This window comes from Paenibacillus gorillae (genome assembly GCF_000513275.1).
Lineage (GTDB): Bacteria > Bacillota > Bacilli > Paenibacillales > Paenibacillaceae > Pristimantibacillus > Pristimantibacillus gorillae.
Genome location: NZ_CBVJ010000030.1, coordinates 1 through 17344, shown reverse-complemented (window position 1 = coordinate 17344; position 17344 = coordinate 1). Strand labels below are relative to the sequence as shown.

The 17344-nt window shown below is 43.4% G+C and carries 17 protein-coding genes; 4 read left to right on the top strand and 13 right to left on the bottom strand.

All coding sequences use genetic code 11. The features are described from left to right. Positions 1-223: 223 nt before the first annotated feature. Positions 224-4282 carry an S-layer homology domain-containing protein gene (locus TY10_RS28680; RefSeq protein ID WP_052350383.1) on the top strand — a complete coding sequence of 1353 codons (4059 nt, stop codon included), beginning with the start codon at positions 224-226 and terminating at the stop codon, positions 4280-4282. Positions 4283-4397: 115 nt separating this feature from the next. Here TY10_RS28680 and TY10_RS31980 read toward each other — a convergent pair whose 3' ends face one another. From TY10_RS31980 to TY10_RS05625, 3 genes are all read right to left on the bottom strand, one after another. Continuing rightward, positions 4398-5411, bottom strand: coding sequence for a hypothetical protein (locus TY10_RS31980; protein ID WP_052350382.1), 1014 nt, complete (start codon positions 5409-5411; stop codon positions 4398-4400). A 213-nt stretch (positions 5412-5624) separates the two neighbouring features. Further along, the gene (locus TY10_RS05630; RefSeq protein ID WP_042161473.1) at positions 5625-6428 is read right to left on the bottom strand and encodes a DUF2262 domain-containing protein; all 804 of its coding nucleotides are present in this window, start codon (positions 6426-6428) and stop codon (positions 5625-5627) included. A gap of 286 nt (positions 6429-6714) precedes the next feature. Continuing rightward, positions 6715-7344: a TVP38/TMEM64 family protein gene (locus TY10_RS05625; RefSeq protein ID WP_042161471.1), complete on the bottom strand. Its 630-nt coding sequence runs from the start codon at positions 7342-7344 to the stop codon at positions 6715-6717. Between the two features lie 348 nt (positions 7345-7692). Here TY10_RS05625 and TY10_RS05620 point away from each other — a divergent pair, with 348 nt between their 5' ends. Beyond that, positions 7693-8346, top strand: a complete 654-nt coding sequence (locus TY10_RS05620; protein ID WP_052350381.1) for a suppressor of fused domain protein — start codon at positions 7693-7695, stop codon at positions 8344-8346. A gap of 66 nt (positions 8347-8412) precedes the next feature. On the opposite strand, the gene TY10_RS05615 is transcribed toward TY10_RS05620, so the two are convergent. Next, complete coding sequence (locus tag TY10_RS05615) at positions 8413-8919, bottom strand: hypothetical protein (protein WP_042161467.1); 507 nt, start codon at positions 8917-8919, stop codon at positions 8413-8415. Positions 8920-8961: 42 nt separating this feature from the next. Continuing rightward, positions 8962-9372 (bottom strand): LSm family protein, encoded by a 411-nt coding sequence (locus tag TY10_RS30975; RefSeq protein WP_042161465.1) that lies wholly within the window; start codon positions 9370-9372, stop codon positions 8962-8964. A gap of 227 nt (positions 9373-9599) precedes the next feature. Here TY10_RS30975 and TY10_RS05605 point away from each other — a divergent pair, with 227 nt between their 5' ends. Continuing rightward, the gene (locus tag TY10_RS05605) at positions 9600-10310 is read left to right on the top strand and encodes a class I SAM-dependent methyltransferase (protein WP_042161464.1); all 711 of its coding nucleotides are present in this window, start codon (positions 9600-9602) and stop codon (positions 10308-10310) included. A gap of 102 nt (positions 10311-10412) precedes the next feature. Here TY10_RS05605 and TY10_RS05600 read toward each other — a convergent pair whose 3' ends face one another. The 4 genes from TY10_RS05600 to TY10_RS05585 form a co-directional block, all read right to left on the bottom strand. Continuing rightward, positions 10413-10649 carry a DUF7336 domain-containing protein gene (locus TY10_RS05600; RefSeq protein ID WP_042161460.1) on the bottom strand — a complete coding sequence of 79 codons (237 nt, stop codon included), beginning with the start codon at positions 10647-10649 and terminating at the stop codon, positions 10413-10415. A gap of 133 nt (positions 10650-10782) precedes the next feature. Then, positions 10783-11238: a DinB family protein gene (locus tag TY10_RS05595; RefSeq protein ID WP_042161458.1), complete on the bottom strand. Its 456-nt coding sequence runs from the start codon at positions 11236-11238 to the stop codon at positions 10783-10785. 193 nt (positions 11239-11431) lie between these two features. Then, a complete protein-coding gene (locus TY10_RS05590) occupies positions 11432-11956 on the bottom strand; it encodes a hypothetical protein (protein WP_042161456.1) in 525 nt (174 codons plus the stop codon). Position 11957: 1 nt separating this feature from the next. Then, positions 11958-12773 (bottom strand): (S)-benzoin forming benzil reductase, encoded by an 816-nt coding sequence (locus TY10_RS05585; RefSeq protein WP_052350380.1) that lies wholly within the window; start codon positions 12771-12773, stop codon positions 11958-11960. Positions 12774-13060: 287 nt separating this feature from the next. Between TY10_RS05585 and TY10_RS05580 the strand changes: the two genes are divergently transcribed. After that, complete coding sequence (locus TY10_RS05580) at positions 13061-13945, top strand: EamA family transporter (protein WP_042161454.1); 885 nt, start codon at positions 13061-13063, stop codon at positions 13943-13945. 119 nt (positions 13946-14064) lie between these two features. Here TY10_RS05580 and TY10_RS05575 read toward each other — a convergent pair whose 3' ends face one another. The 4 genes from TY10_RS05575 to TY10_RS05560 all read right to left on the bottom strand — a co-directional run. After that, positions 14065-14586 carry an AAA family ATPase gene (locus tag TY10_RS05575; protein ID WP_238327463.1) on the bottom strand — a complete coding sequence of 174 codons (522 nt, stop codon included), beginning with the start codon at positions 14584-14586 and terminating at the stop codon, positions 14065-14067. A gap of 46 nt (positions 14587-14632) precedes the next feature. Continuing rightward, positions 14633-15367 (bottom strand): hypothetical protein, encoded by a 735-nt coding sequence (locus TY10_RS05570; RefSeq protein WP_042161452.1) that lies wholly within the window; start codon positions 15365-15367, stop codon positions 14633-14635. Next, positions 15367-16302 carry a phosphotransferase family protein gene (locus TY10_RS05565; RefSeq protein ID WP_042161450.1) on the bottom strand — a complete coding sequence of 312 codons (936 nt, stop codon included), beginning with the start codon at positions 16300-16302 and terminating at the stop codon, positions 15367-15369. Before TY10_RS05565 ends, TY10_RS05570 begins: the two co-directional genes overlap by 1 nt. Positions 16303-16722: 420 nt before the next feature. After that, on the bottom strand, positions 16723-17344 hold a 622-nt coding region (locus TY10_RS05560; protein ID WP_042161448.1), incomplete at its 5' end, for an isocitrate lyase/PEP mutase family protein.

Genomic DNA, 17344 nt, shown 5'->3' with positions numbered 1-17344 from the left:
CCATAATTTATATGAATATTGTACGAAAGACATATCTACTAAAGCAAATTTAGCTATACATATAATAAAGCCGACAGTCGCTTTGTATTTCCCTAATTAACGTCTCCGGTCAGCCTATAAGAACATGGTAATTTTTGTCGAAAAAAATAAAGGATTTTGAGGATAAAAGGATAATGTATATAAGTTTGCATTTTATTGAAATACGACGAAGGAGTGAATAAATTTGAAAAAGAAGCGCTTCTCCCTCATGACGGCGTTCCTGCTGCTGATTATGACGCTGGCGCCTTCATTTGCAGCAGTGCAGGAAGCCGCTGCGGCTGAAACGTGGATTGATGTGAGCACACCAGCGGAACTCGATGAAATTAGGAATCATCCCTCCGAAAATTTTAGGCTGATCCAGGATATCGATCTATCGGGTTATGCCAATTGGAGCCCAATTGGCGTGTACAACATTTCACCTTTCACCGGTAAATTTGACGGCCAAGGGCACACGATTTCCAATTTGACAATTGATCGGCCGGGAGACAACAATATAGGCTTGTTTGCGCAAACCAATGGCGCCAGCATTACGAATGTGCATTTAACGAATGTAAATGTTCGTGGAAATACGTTCGTCGGAGGACTTGTTGGTGATTTTACCTCATCCCAATTGTCGGGTTCATCGGTATCTGGTACAGTCACCGGACATGAAGCGGTTGGCGGTATGGCCGGGTACAGCAGTTTGTCGAGTATTGCCGACAGCTATACGACGGGAAGCATAGCTGGAGATACTTCAGCCGCTGATGAGCTTGGAGGAATTGCAGGATACGCGACTTTCAGTAACACCAAGGGATTTATCAGGAATGTCTACTCTAGTGCCGTAGTCAATGCCAGCTCGAATTCGGGCGGGCTCATTGGCAAAGCGGAAGGTGCTCCCAATGTAAGCAATGCCCATTGGGATACAGAAACAAGCGGACGCTTGACATCAAGTGGCGGCGGTGTAGGGCACCCCACAGCGGATATGAAGCGAAAGGCAACTTTTGCGGGATGGGATTTCACCAATACTTGGGGCATCGTTGAGGAGGCAACTTCCCCACTGCTCCTCAGTCAATTCGACAGCATTGCCTTAGATTCATTGAGTGTCGCTAATGCTGCCGACAGTACAGCCATTCCCATAGACCGTGTCTTCTCCAGCAATTATGGCATCTATCATGCACAAGTGGTGAGCCAAATCGACCACCTTAATATTGCAGGGACCGCCAAGCTAGGCACGTCTACCGTTTCCATTAACAATAGCAGCAGTTTGGAGACGGTTGCACTGAATCCGGGAGCCAACACCATCACGATTAAAGTAACTTCGGCTGCTGGATTAACTGCCGAATATAAGCTGCACGTCACCCGAGATGCGGGCACGGCACAATTTCCACATCGCATTTCGACTGCTGCCCAGCTTGCTGATCTCAGTCATGGGACTGCAGGTTACGGCATGAATCATATCTACGAGCTGGAAGCTGATCTGGATCTATCCGGTTATGCTGATGGCGACGGCTGGCTGCCTATCGGAAGCAGCTCCGTACCGTTCACGGGTATTTTTCACGGCAATCAGCATACGATTGCGAATCTAAAAGTGAATCGTCCGTTGACGGATGAAGTCGGGCTTTTCGGGAGAACAGATGGTGCACAAATTACCGATTTGGCCATAACGAATGTACACGTGACCGGCAACAATTCTGTTGGCGGACTGATCGGTACATCGATCAATACGACCGTTAACTACGCAACCGTGCATGGTGCCGTTTACGGAAACGACAGTGTGGCTGGTCTGGTCGGTGAGCTAAACGGAGCTTCGCAGATCAATTATGCTTTATCGACAGCTTATGTATCCGCCCCTGCTTCTGGAATCACTGGAGGTCTCGTCGCCGATGTGAACGCTGGATCAATCATGCACTCCTTCTGGGATACGGAGACCAGCCAGCAATCAACGTCTAGCGGCGGCGCCACAGGAAAGACAACCAGCGACCTGATGAAAAAGTCAACCTACACGTCCGACAATTGGTCGGTCGGCAGCGGCCAGAGCTGGGATATGATTGAGGGTACTGGTTATCCGATGCCGAAGGCGAGCTTTGCTAAAGTTACTTTATCCGGTTTGACATTAAGTACGCCAGGGGCATCGCATTCGCTCGGGAGTTTCGATGCGCATACAGGCCTCTACACAGCAACCTTAAATACACCGGTGACAACAGCTGTCATCACTGCGACACCGGCCGTCGCGGGCTCAACAGTGACACTAAATGGCGGATCATCCTCAAGCTTGAATCTTCATTTGGGGGACAATACGATCAATGTGCTTGTCACTTCACAGGACGGTCTATCGCAGGGCTTGTATAGCTTGAAGCTCACAGTACCGACACCGCAAATTCAATCCGTGCAAGTCCCGCCGAATGGAACTTACGGAATCGGTCAGGACCTGAACTTTACAGTAACGTTCAATCATCCGGTCGATGTTACGGGAATGCCACTGCTTCCGATTCACTTGAACAGCTCAAATACTAACGCTGCCTATACTGGGCAACCGGCGGGTCAGTTGCCCCAGTTGACATTCACCTACACGGTGAAAGCCGGCGACCTTGATTCGGATGGGATTGCCCTCGGCAGCTCCCTTACAGCTGCAGCACCAGCTGCAATCACATCGATCGGAGATAGCGTGCCGTTGGCACTTGCTGGCGTACCTTCGCTGAGCGGCGTACTGATTGACGGCGTCCTCCCTTCTATCGTCTTGACGCCATCGACTACGGCACCTACAAACGGAGCGCTGATCGTCCAAGTCACAGCTGACGGAACGGGCAGTGCGATTCGTTCATTGAAGTGGGCTGCCGGCTCGCAGACGGCCTCCTATTTTGCAAGCGGAGGAACGGTTGTAGACTCAGGTCAATTCGAGGTGCCGGGCAACGGGACATATACGGTTTATGCCGAAGATGCTGCAGGCAACAATCACGTTGAGACGATCACTATCAGCAACATCGTAAACGGCCCGCCAACCATTGTGCTGGATTATACACCGAAAGCCGGAAAGCCAACGAATGTAGAGATTACGGTTGCTGCAACAGCCAATGCAGAAGCATCCGGAAACTCAATTACCGACTTGCGCTGGGCGCCAGGTGAACTGAATATTGATAGCTTTTCGAATCCGGCTTTTGGCACGGCTGTAGCTGTCTCGAATCGAATATCGATTACGCAAAATGGCAAGTACACCGTGTACGCAAAAGACTCCATTGGAAATGAACAAGTGTCTTCCATCGAGATTACAGCGATTGTGGCGAACTTGCCACCGGAATCTGGTTCAGGTACCTATACGCCCCCAGTTTCTGGACAGTTCGTTGTTGTTCCCGGGCAAGCTTATACGCTCAACTATGGCAGTATGACCTTGCATATTCCGGTAGGCGCAGTGACTCAGAAGACAACCATTTCCATTCAAAATGCCACTAGCGATGCGCAAAAGCTGCTTGGTACCGATCAAGCACTGCTAAGCGATGCGTACCGCTTGACGAAAGATGTAGACGGGAAGTTTGCCTCCCCTATCACAATAACGATGACGCGCAGCAGCTCCAATGTTGACTCTGGACAGACTTCTGCTGTGTTCTACTATGATGAGGCCGCCAAGAAGTGGCAGCGGTTACCCGGTAATTCCGCGGGCACAACAATAGCCGGTGAAACCGATCACTTTACGCTGTTTGCCGTCTTGTCAGTGACGGAGAATCCGGGAAGCACGGAACCATCCTTCAACGATATTGCCGGCCACTGGGCTGAAAAAGAAATCCAAGCCAGCGCGGCACTGGGTTGGGTGAACGGCTATCCGAACGGTTCGTTCTTGCCGAACCGGGCTGTCACACGAGCAGAGTTCGCTGTTATGTTGAGCAAGGTGCTTCAACTGCCTGCAGCGCAATCCTTACCGTTCGATGATGCGAACAGCATCCCGGATTGGGCTGCCTCGGCGATCGCTTCTGCTGCACAGGCAGGTATCTTGAGCGGCTACGAAGACCGTACCTTCCGTCCAAACGTGAACATTTCGCGCGCGGAAGCAGCGGTCATGATCGCTAAAGCAGCCGGTCTGTCCTCAACAACCACCAATACTACCTTCGCGGATGACGCACAAATCGCAGGCTGGGCCAGAGGCTGGGTCGCCGCTGCGGCTAAAGCGCAGCTCGTGCAAGGCCAAGCAAGCAACGCGTTCCTCCCGCAGGCGTCGACGACCAGAGCAGAAGCAGTTGTATTGCTTCAGCGGCTGAACGCAGTGATGAACTAATTGAAGAAAAGATGAGCCCCGGGATTTTCGGAGGCTCATCTTTTTTGAAATTTAATAGAATATGTATGATTGGGTCAGCCAGTTTTATTGGTTGACCCTATTTGATTTGTTTTGATTAGATTGCTGTATTGATAAAAACAGCATATGAAGCGCTTTGGGTAATGTTAGGGTTTATGAACAGACTCAGCGCATTATCCCGTGTAATGGGATTACCAATGATTGTACTAGTCCAAGAAATTGTTGCGGGAGCAAGCACGTACGGCGCGCCGTTGGATACGAGTACGTTGGCAGTGGGAACCCCCTCGCCATCTGACGGCCGGCTGGAAAAAATAACGGTTCCAGTAATTGCAGCCGTGAGTACGATCGTAATTGTCGAAATAATATTTGCAGGCAATGGTGACACAGCATTATTGGTTACATTTTTGCAAATCTCGTACAGATAAACGCCAGGTTGAAGATTATTGATGCTAAATGATCCAGATATGCCCACTATGGTTCCGGTTGTTCCTGCAACTACATATGGAAGTATGTTAGAAACCGCTCCAGGGGATGACGCAACTTTTTGAAAACCCTCACTTGTACCTCCAAACAAAATAACTTTTGTTGAAGTAGTCGGAGCCACCCCTGTAGCTCCAGTTACCCCCGTTATTCCTGTAACGCCCGTTGCTCCTGTAGCTCCAGTTACTCCTGTAACCCCAGTTGCACCTGTAACGCCAGTTACTCCCGTTACCCCAGTTGTTCCTGTAGATCCCGTTGCACCTGTTACTCCAGCTGCTCCTGCTCCAGTAGCCCCTGTTGCCCCAGTCACACCTGTTATTCCGGTCACGCCCGTTGTTCCCGTTGCTCCTGTTAAACCATTCTGGCCCATAGGACCAACAATTCCTTGGGCTCCTTGGGGTCCTTGTTCGCCTTGCAGGCCGATCAGCCCTGTAGTGCCTGTGGTTCCTTGAGGACCGGCAGGGCCAGTTGGTCCGGTTGGACCGGTTGGACCGGTTGGACCAATCATTTTAATGATTGGCGTGGGGCATTTATGTTTTTTTCTAGTCGCTTTACACTTTCGAAACCGTCTCTTCTTATACTCGCATAATTTTTTTTTACCGCTACTTTTAAATCGGCGGTGAGTTGACAAGACAGCCGCCTCCTTTAATTGCGATTATAACTATTCATGTAATCACTAAAAATTTAATCACATTATATGCATAAGCCTGTAAAAAGGAGCTAGTTGGACTTCCAAACTTATTGCCTAAACATACACTACAACCACATCATGTTTATTAACTTCTATAAAAAAAGCAGCCGAACTAAATATGTCGGCTGCCCATTATTGGTTCGATGCTATTCATTAAATATGTGCAGATTCCATCTGTCCATTTATATTCCCGGCAACGATGATCGAATGACCCCAGAACATATCTCCATCATCAAAAAACATTTCAAAACTGCCGTCTGCATAAACACTGATCGAACTAAATTCCATCCGTTTCACAAACATTTCTTTTGTAATTGTATCTATTTCAGCCTCGCCATCATCTTCAAGCCACTCGTTTGCTAAGTCTAGCATTTCATCTGCTGCATATTCTTTTACCTTTTCACTCCATGTCTCCTCATCTTTAATGAGTACACATGCTGTTTTCAGAGCAGAACTTATATTTTTATCGGAATCTTTATGAATATATAAACTCCCGTTTTGCCCGCCCCACAAAACATCCTTTTTAAACCAATCTAAATCTCTTTCATAAGAAAACTCACCCAATACTTCATCGTGATAAAACACAGGTTTGAGAGATTCCTTTAAAAAACCGTCTAACTCCTGATCTGCATAATGGGCTTCCAAAACCTTGACCAGCATCAGAGAATCTTTTCCTCTCCGGACTTCTAATTTTGAGATTCGATCTTTATCAAGAATCTTTCTGAATTGTTCCAAACCTCCATCTTCCACTATCCAACTCAACTGGAGTTTTTCATAACTCGCGGGCTCGTCACTCGATAAGTTTTTCCAAGCAATCAGATCGATCGAAGCATGCCACATCACAGCTCCTCCGCCCTTGCCAGCTCCAACCCCATTTGCCCCTGTAACTACTGCAACCTCAATGATTTCATCACTAAAACGTGCTTCGAATTCTTTTATTTCTCTTTCTCTACTCATGTTTTGCCTCCCGTGATAGTTCAGTTCTGTACTTATACAGTTCTAGAACGTTAAGCGCACCATTATCATACGAATTATCTTTGCACATTTTGGATTGAATTGTATAAGCCAATCCCTCTATAATTATACAATATATTCCCTTTTTTATTTTCTAAATTATATAATATAAAGGGACGCTCGCTTGCCTTCACTTGAGTTACGTCCTCAACTATATTAAGAATTATTTAGATACTATTAGTTCTTTCACTTCATTCCTTATTTACGTGCATGTCTTCAAGTAATTTATTTAATTTTTCGGATGCACGCTCATATACAATTTATAAATCCTAAAAATAATAAGTATAAACAAACCATAAATCGAAAGTACTAATAACCATTGTTTAGCACCTGTTATAGCATTATCCCCGATGTATGCAAATACTAGCATTGCCGGTATTTTCCCTAGAACAGTCGCAGCCAGGAATGGCTTAAACGCCAGTTTAAATGTACCGGCGTAACAGTTGATCAAAAAGGCTGGCATGACGGGAATCAACCTTCCAATAAACACAGACCAAAACGTGTTATTGCGTATCGATCTCTCAATGAATTGTATCCGGCCGGACTTTACGCTATAAGCTAGCCCCTGTTTTCGAAATAGAGAATTAAATAGGAGATAAGTGAGTACGGCTGCGATTGAGGATGCTGCTAAATTCACTGCCCCGCCAAGAAAAAAGCCGTATTTTGCACCTATTATCGCCCCAACGATCCCGAATGGAATGAAAGGTATAGTGGCAAGTGCTATAGCACATATAAAAATGACCCAAAACTGTCCATTTTCGTCAGCACGTATCCAGTGTAAAATTGCTTCTTGATCATTAATTATGAAAAAGATTAATATCAAATAAAAAGAAAAAACATACCACTTAAAGTACTTCATTTGTATATTCCTTAATGGCTATATGCCTGTTTTCAATAATTCGTAAACACGTGCTATGTAAAATTAAATATAACTTATACACTAAGAATATGTAAAATGACCTGTTGAATTGCAGTGCTCTTCTGCTGTAGCGACATTATAATAACGCTTATCCTCTGTTATTTCAAAAGCCTAATGTTGAAGGTATTTCGTTAGAGAATCTACTCTATGAAACTATTTAAGAAATATTACTTATAGGTATCTCCAAAATACATTGACATTGATAATATCACCAACAAAAGAAGGATAATAAAGGAAAATGTCGAAAATTATTATTTTAGCACATTAATTGAAAGAGGAGATAACCATATGGTTCGTTCATCAGAGAATTATGAGAAGATTTATGCCCATGTAGAAAGATATATTGGTCCTATTGAAGGCGTATTTCAGGAAATCATTTCGGATACTACAGCAATTGACATTATAGTAGCGGCTCCAACTTCGAAACGGAACTATTATACACTGGTTACATATGGAATGAGTGAATTGCCAATGACGGTACCAGAGGGTGCGGAGGATTTTCGTTACGCAGAACTTATGATTTGTTTGCCGCCTACATGGAAGATCTCGGATGAAGATTTTAAAGATGAACGAAACTACTGGCCATTCCGTGCTCTAAAAACATTGGCGAGATTTCCGCATGAGCACAATACCTGGCTTTATATGGGACATACCCTTGCGAATAGTCACCCGGCGAAGCCTTACAGCGAGGACGTGAAATTTCAAGGAATGCTGCTTTCACTTCCAGACGTTGAAGATAAAAAAGAATTTTTCAATCTATCTATCTCCAGTGAAAAAGACGTACATTTCTTCACATTGATTCCAATTTATCAGGAGGAAATGGACTATAAACTCAAAAATGGCATGGAGGCATTATTTGATAAGCTCAATAAGGTAGGCACGGATGATGTCATTAACTTGAACCGCAAAAATTCTTGCAAAAAGGTTTTCGGAATCTTCTAGTCAAGCTTTTCTGCATAAAAACAGCCCGCCGGGGATTCCCGGCAGGCTGTACAACGGAATAAAGTATCAGATTTTGAACATACCCATTAAAGGCATAATCGACTTGACCATTTTAAGACCGACTTGGATATTCGGCAGCATTTGTGTAAAAGATCCGAATAATCCGCTCTGCTGCCCTCCACCTATCGGTCCTGACTGGCCTTTCACATCCTTTTGATTGGCTAGACTGCCCGCTCCAGACAAAACTGACGGACTCGAAAACATTGGCTTAAATAAGCCTGTTGCCATTGAACCAAAAGAGTTGAGCGCGCCAATTCCCCCTATTAGGGAATCCAGTAGTCCCGACACTTGGACTTCTGGTGTCTTGGAACGATTAGAAGGATTCACTTTACCACAGTTTCTGGTATCAGAAAGGATCAGCTTATGTTCATGAATGGCTTGAACCGTTCCGACATAACAATCACCATTATTTAATAACACACAAACGGGCTGCCCAACCCATCGTTTAGCTTTTTTGACTGCATGAACTCTTCCCTCAGGCTCTCTTTTTTTAGAAGATTTCCTGGATGCCATCGCATGATTCCTCTTTTCACAATTGTTATCGTATCCACACAATTAAATACAGAAGAAAGGCAAAATGAAAAGCGAAGCAATGATTGCAAATGGAAAAAAGAAGCAGCCGCCACCGAACCCGCCACAACCTCCACCGTAACCTCCGCCGTTGCCGCCACCGTAACCGTTATAACCCCCGCCATAACTGTTATAACCGCTGCTATAACTGTCATAATAACCGGAGATTCTGGCTTTATGCTGAGAGCGGGTTTGTTTGGCTGAAGACTTTCCGTTTCGAACGGATGACAGAGTTAAAGGCTTTTTGTCAAAAGTACAGTCCTCTACCATTAACTTACCGTCTTTCACTCCTGTTATAGTACCGATAAAATGCCTCCCGTCATGCGTAACCGCACTAACCTTCCGCCCAATGTACGGATAGACCGTCTTCTGGCTAACCGGATAAACTTCCTGCATAATCTTATTCCTCCTAATTTGATGCAGTATATCTTAGACTATGAAAAAAACTGCTATAAGGTTTGTACGATTGTCTTCTATTTTAAAAAAAAAGATATGTGCTCTATTCTCTCAAGCCATGATAAATGCTGAAAGATGACAACGGAGCAATTATTCAAGAGAAGCAAAGAAATGGGTGCAGTCATGACGGAGGTTATGAATAGAATATCGGAAGAGGTGAGAAGGTGATGGATTACCCTACTTTATTAGCCCGGCTCGGCGAAGGAAGTGCGCATCCTGGCGGTTTCCAAGCGACCAAAGAATTAATCACTCAAATCAGCTTTCCGCGCGGCACAAAAGTTCTGGAGGCAGGATGCGGAACAGGCCGGACTGCATGTTATTTAGCCAGCTTAGGCTGCAACGTGACAGCAATAGATCGAAACAAAGAAATGATTCAAAAAGCGGCTTACCGTGCGAAAACAGGCAATTTTCCCGTCCGCATCGTACAGGCGGATGCGGCTTCCATTCCTTTTCCTGATGAGACGTTTGATGCTGTTTTTACGGAGTCAGTTACGGCTTTTACCCAAGGAAGCTCCGCTATAGGCGAATACTGGCGAGTGCTGAAGCCAAAAGGAGTTCTATACGATCGCGAGCTGGCATTTGCCAGAAAATTATCCACGGTGCAAAAGAAAAAACTCCAGTCATTTTACGGACTTCATCATATGCGTACCGTTCCGGAATGGCTGAAGCTGTTGAGCCTATCAAGGTTTCATAAGTACTCCACGTCTCCTTTCACAAAGATGAAGCAGTTGGTCACCGATAACGATCCTTTAAGAGTAATCGAGCATGAACTATTCACGAAACCAGATGCGGTTGCGATGATGATGAAAAATGAACGCCTGATGAGCAGCTTCTCCAATCTGATGGGCAGTATTGTAATTACGGCTTGGAAAGCCTGAATAAAGAAGAAAAGCTGCAGCAGATCCTTCGATCTGCTGCAGCTTTTTGATTGAACTAACGCTCTCCATATGCTCAATGGGACTTATGGCTTACTCATCTATTTATTCATTTGCTACTGAACATGTAATAAATCCTTCAGTCCAGTTATCTTTGTCAATTTCATATTCATTAATATAAAAGGCATCTAAATAATCTCTAAAACCTGGTAGTCTTTTGAACTTTTCAACTACTGATTCAGCTATTTCTTTAGAGGAATAAACGCCTATTAGCTTTGTCTCATCATACAAGCTGCCTTCCCCAACCTCATAAGAATGTTGAACTATAAATATAGTTTTCATGTTCATCTCCACAAAAATTGAATTCAGTAATACTCACTTTAGATTCTGGTTAGCTGTCGTGATGTTTTTTACTATCATCTACCGTTAGTTCAATGTCACTCCTATTCATCATAATTGCAACTATTAAGCCCTGCTAGAGCCTCGCGAACGTGATGTAATCGACTTGGACAGGCTCTGCCGATTCGATCCGAAGTGCCCGGTTTATCTGTCCCCGGTGATATTGACCATGTAAGAGGACCTGCAATAGAATGTCCCGGACGGACGTTTGGAATGGAATCCCGCTCTGGTTCGCGTAGTCGATAATTCCGTCCAAATCGGACTCCTCGAGCCCTTCGATGTAAACGCGATATTGCTCCGCATTTTCTTCGAACATCGTCCGGATCTCCACTAGGTCCTCCGCTTCCTCCCACAACGAATAATGCGCGCTGCCCTTGCCTTGTAATCGGGACAGCCAGACGCGTTCCGCAACTGCGACATGCCGAACCAGCTTCAAAAGATCCTTGTTCTGCGTCTTACTCTCCTCAAGTGCGTCCATGATACGTTCGTCCGCCCAGTACAGGTGGTCCATCATGCATTTGATCGTCTTCATTCCTGTTCCCCCCTCTTCGTTAACCATAGCTCAATAAACAATACGGAAACTATTGGTATTTTGTGAGATTATAGTATAAACTGAGGTTCCTTTTCTTCAGGATACCATGGTCAGCTTCTGGGTCAAGAAATAATGGCTTTTTTGTTATGCTTATAACAAAAAAAGCCGCAGTTTTTGCAACTTCCTTTAGACATTAGTAAAGCTCAAAATACTTTCCCCATCCTTTATACTCATGCAATAGCTTTAATGCTTCTCTATAATTTTTTGATGTCACTTCCCATGTTTTATAATATTGCCCAATGATCAACTGATTATCTATCAATTCATTAATTTCTCCGTAATCTACAAATACGTAATCGTCAATATAATCACTATCATTTAAACTGCTATTAAGCGGCTCCCATAACTCATACTTTGTTTCATTATCCGGCCGATATGGCTTTAATTCAGGCAGATTATAATTCTTTCTTTCCTTTCCTTGTTTCCACCAAAGAGAATCCCTTCCCCAATACATATCTGACGACCAAAACTTAGGTAATTCATGGTATGTGATGTCACCTTCATTAATTTCTATAAGTGCCCACCTTGTATTTATCAACTTTAATGCTTCTTGTTGATTTAGAGGAAATCGACTTATCAAATCAATTAATATGTCTCGACAATATAAAAATGATGGATAATCTGTTTTAAAAATCCATACATTATTTTCAAATATCATCTTAGTTATCTCCCGTCTCACTTGAAGATCGAGCTCTTCTAGCCTCCGATGGAGCTTCAAAATGCTTTTGAACTTTTGAATAGTCGTAAATATCAACAACTTCACCATTTTTAAAATCTTTTTTAAATAAGCAATCGATAATTTGTTTCGCGGTTTCCTCTGGTGATGTCAACATTCCATTCTCTTTAACCATTTCAAATATATCTGCAGATGGGAAAGTAGCCTTGTCTTGGTTCCGGGCTTCTCTTTGCAGATTAGTATCAATCATTCCAGGCCAGATCGAGACTATTCCCACTGGTGCTTTGGAGTGATTTTGTTCGAGGCCAACACATTGAGAAAATACATCTAGCCCTGCTTTTGCAGCCGAATACAAGCTCATTCCAGGATGATGATTCTTAGCAGAAGCTGAAGAGATATTTATTATTCTTTTTTCTATTTGATAATTTTCTGTACGGGCAATAAATAAAGAAGTAAATATGATCGGTGCAATTAAGTTAACATTAATATTTCCAGTGATATCTTTAACCATGGCGTTATTGATGAATGAAACAGGGGAAATCATCGAGGCATTATTGATTAGGTATACTCCCTCTGCACTGGATATGTCTATTGCATCAAATATACGATTCAACAAATCTTCTATCTGATCAATGTATTGTAGATCAAAGTCATGATACTCTATATTCTTAGATTTATTTAACAGTTTCTCGTTTCTTTCTCGTGAAATACAAAACAAAAAGTGCTCGGATGAAATTAATTGTTCAGCAATAGCTTCTCCTATGCCCCTTGATGTACCCGTTATTATAAAATACTTCATAGTTGCACATCTCCCTCGATAAGGTACTAGTACCAACAACAAAACTATAGCCTACTTTTTCACATTCAGTCAAAGCATGGATTCCGTTATGAATAAATCTGGAATGTTTTTTCTAATTGACAAATTTCAAAATATGCTTTTATACTATAAAAGATTTTGAATATCACACCTAAAACCTATTTGGATGATGTGGACTTTTCTGGAGAGCAATCTCTATTTTCGCCACGCAAAGACCGTGCGGTCATTTGTGTGGTTTCTTTGCGTTCACAAAGGAGGAGCTTGATTAGATGAAGCTATGGCACTATGCATTGATCGTTTTTTTAGGAGGCTGCAGTTATGGGGTTTTGTCTACTTTTGTTAAGTTGGCTTATGCAGCAGGTTTTAACGTGTCAACCGTAACTGGAGGTCAGTATCTCTTCGGCTTTGTGCTAACTTGGCTTGCAGTGTTATTTACTAAAAAGAAAAGATTGACGCGGATACAAACGGTAAAGCTTATTCTTTCCGGTGTTCCATTCGGGCTAACAGGTATTTTTTATTATCAAGCCTTACAAACCTTAAATGCCTCTCTAGCTATCGTTTTTTTATTCCAATTTGTTTGGATCGGAGCTCTGTTGGAGTGGGTATTCCACAAGAAAAAACCAACCAGGACGAAGCTTGTCTCTATCGCCTTGCTTCTAATGGGTTCTATGTTAGCAGCCAACATTCTATCTCAGGAATCCCTTCCGTTATCGTGGCAGGGAAGCCTTTGGGGAATGCTTGCGGCATCGTCCTTTTCCGCATTCATTTTTTTAAGCGGTTCAATTGGAAAGGAAGTCCCTCCCATATTGAAAAGCGCCCTTCTTTCCACGGGAGGTGCATTGACCGTATTTATCGTATTTCCGCCAGCGTTTTTGTTTAACTTGAATGTATTTGTAGAAATCATTCCTTATGGATTAGCGCTAGGTATATTTGGCGGGGTCCTACCACCACTTCTATATTCCATCGGAATGCCGCATGTCGGTTCGGGGTTAGGGACCATTCTTACTTCATCCGAGCTCCCGGTTGTTATTACCATGTCGTCATTAGTGCTGGGAGAAGTCATAAACTGGCCTCAGTGGCTTGGAGTCATCATTATTCTAGGCGGGATTGTTAACAGCAACATTTCGTTTCGACGTTGGCCAAGTGGCGGATAACGATCCGGCTGACAACTGAAATGGAGCAGCTGCCGATTGGTAAACTGCTCCTTCCTATCACTTAAGAGTACAAAGACTTCTCAACCGCTTGCATCTTTACATACGATCTGAAACTTAGTTCAAGCGTATTGAAAAACCCATTCTTTAATTTGAGCTGCTACAACACCTGCCTCAGCAACCGAAGTATCGACAATAGGCATTGGCGGGTTGTATGCATTCTCCGCATTATCAACCAGCCATTTTGCAAAATCCTTGTAGTCTTGAATCATTTCTTCCGGCCAATTTCTTTCACGTAACCGTTTCTCGCGGGTTGCATCATCACAATGCAAATTCAAATAATAGACATGCTTAAAATAAGAATAATCCACACATTTTTCTATATCCCATGTCATTGCTGTTCCGCAGATTATGCTCATCCGTCCGCTTTCAGCCGTATTTCGCGCAACTCTTAGCCAAACCTCTCGTATTTGTTGCTCGTCCGAAACACCCAATTCGCGGAGATTATCGATATCAAAAATATCGAAATCAGGTAATATTTTTCGAAGTTCATTAATGACGAAAGTTTTTCCAGAGCCGCTCGAACCTGTCACAATAAATAAAGGTATTTTTTTCTCCATAAGCGTGTTTTGTTCATTTCCCATATCTACTCCACCTTTCGGTTGCCCTATTTTATTTAAATTAATTAAACTAACAGATCGGCTCAAATATCCCGACTTGCCTTTTCCCTATCTTGAAATATTGCAGCCGTTTAAATCTCTTGTGCTTCAGCTTCTGGCCTTTATCCGCAATGATCGCTACAACCGAATGATCCGGTTTTAACCGTTTCAGGATTTGATCAAAAAGGTCCGATACCGGATCTGTGCTATCCGTTCTCCAATTGACTATGTCGCCATAGGGCAAATCCGTCATAACAATACTAACCTTACTATGCGGCTCGCTGCTCTTCTCGGGTGAGGTAATATCGCCTTGAGACACGAATGTCCCTTCTATATTTAATCGAGCCGCGAGTCCATGCAGTCTCTCCAAGCTAACTAAAGCCTCTTTATGTGATTTTTTCTGAAATAATGCCGTTAATTGAATCAACTGTTCTTTACGCTGATCTAATCCGCTCGGTGAAAGTAAAGATAAATTTCGTTCAGCCACTTGCAAAACCCCAGAATTAACATCGGAAGCATAGACATGGTTAATTCGATGGCCGTGCATTAGACCAACTACAGTAAGCATATACGCTCCTCCGCAGCATGGATCATATAAGGAATAAGGACCTTTATTTCCTTTTATCTCAAGTAACCGGAAGCATCTTTGAATAATTTCACTGGCTAATCTGACTGGAAACGAAGTGGTACCGCGGGCATTGTACAGCACCCTTCCGCTTGCGAAATCTTCATAACTGTTGCCATTCTTCTCATACAAGTACTCCACTACCGAAACTCCGTTGGAAGGGCAAGCAGACTATCACGGAGCTCGGCATAGGCGTCGGCATAGCCCATTTTGGCATAAAATCGCATGCCATCCAGACCCTTAAAGTACCTTGCCCCAGTCAGTCTCGCAGCAAAGTTGTGTATCGGTCTGCCTGTCTGTTCAGCATAAATACGGAATGCCTCTGCCACATCTCTCCCTGGTATAGCATCTTCAATCGTCGCTACATCAATGAGAAAATCGCCGTATAACGCATTGGAATCAATAATGCCCGTGATCCTTTTACCATCAGATAGGATGTTCCAAGCATGACAATCGTTATGGACAAAATGACGGTACGGCGCATTGTATTGGCTAAACGTTAGCAGCCGGCCAAAGCATTCTTCGAAGATGTCCCGTTCCAAGCAAGTGGTGTGGAAGAGATCATGCCAGTTCTCCCAGAAAGTCCCCGTCTGATCCTTAGCAAAAAAAGTCTGAACATAGTCTAGCCATGAGGGGAATTCTCCGTTGCCGTCCTCCCTCACAGGTCCGAATCCGGTTGTCGTCTCAGGTAATCGAACCTGATTCATGGCAGTGATCGATTGAACCAAGTCGTCAAGCAGATCAACCTTCTGTGTGGGGTGGCAATCAGCCAACACATTCCCTTGTATTCGCTCCGAGATACAGTAACGATAGCTTCCCGCAGTCCCTTTCCCCAGCATTTTGGGATAGCGTACACCTTGAGCGGACAGTAAGTCAGCAATGTATTGCTCTCTTAGGTAACTTCCCCCAGCTTGATTAAACAGAATGACATACTCTGCCCCTTCCATTGTAAAGTAATAGACGGTACTGAAATTACCGTTCTCGACGACTGCGGATACTTCCCCGGCAGGACGCCCCCAGTGCTGCTGTAATACCGTTTGAACCGTTGTAATCGATACTTCTGGCTTAAGATTCATACGTTCGATATCTCCTTTTCATTTAAATAAATATAGTAAAATGGACGCCAAAAAAGCCGTAGATGAACAAATGTCCATCTACGGCTAAAGACAACATGAGATCACAAAGAAAATGAATCCTTTGAGGTTCATGTATACATAGCTATAATGATGAATGTTCATGACAGTAGTACACGAACTTAGGCAAACACAAACAAACCTTGGACAGGCTGTTGTTTGGAACCTTCAACAAGTTCATGTATTATTCAGATATCGATTAACCGATAACTGCTGTCAGGAACATATTCATCATCATTTCGCTATCCCACCATTTCACATATTTGTTATAGTCTAACCGCCGGCTTCTCAGACGTCAAGACCTATTCACTTCGATGCGAGTCTATTTCTGATTCGATTAGCTGATGGTCGACAAGCTTAGCTTTACTTTAAATGATCAAACATTTCTGAATAGGTCATGCTGCCTTCGAATAAATATTCAAAATTCCCTTCTCGAAGTTCCGAGCTAAGAGCTTGGAGTGCTGAGGTTACTTTTCTAAAAGGAGCTGAACCGGTACTTAATCGTGCAGCACCTATTTTTGATAAAACGTCTTGACTTGGTGTGTTTTTTCCAAGAAGGAAATTTATCGGCCCATTGATTTGAGAAATGAAGTGTTCCATTATCTCTTTGTTATCGACTGAAGGTATAAATATACAATCTGCTCCTGCAGCTAAATATGCATTTGCATTCTCGATAGTGCGTGGCAATCTTTCTTCTTCAGAAAATACTTGCAGCCAGTAGGTATCCACTCGAGCATTAATGAACATAGGCTCATCTAGTTGGTTACAATGTGCCTTAATAGCCCTGATTCTATCTGTTATACTAAATATTTCGTTATTCTCATTTTCTAAATATTGAAAGCCATCCTCAATATTGATTCCAACAGCCCCAGCTTCAATTAATCGGTTAATATTTTGAAGCAATGCTGTTTCATCTTGGGCATACCCCTGTTCGATATCTACAGAAATCGGGATAGACAAAGATCGGGTCATTTTACTTACTATA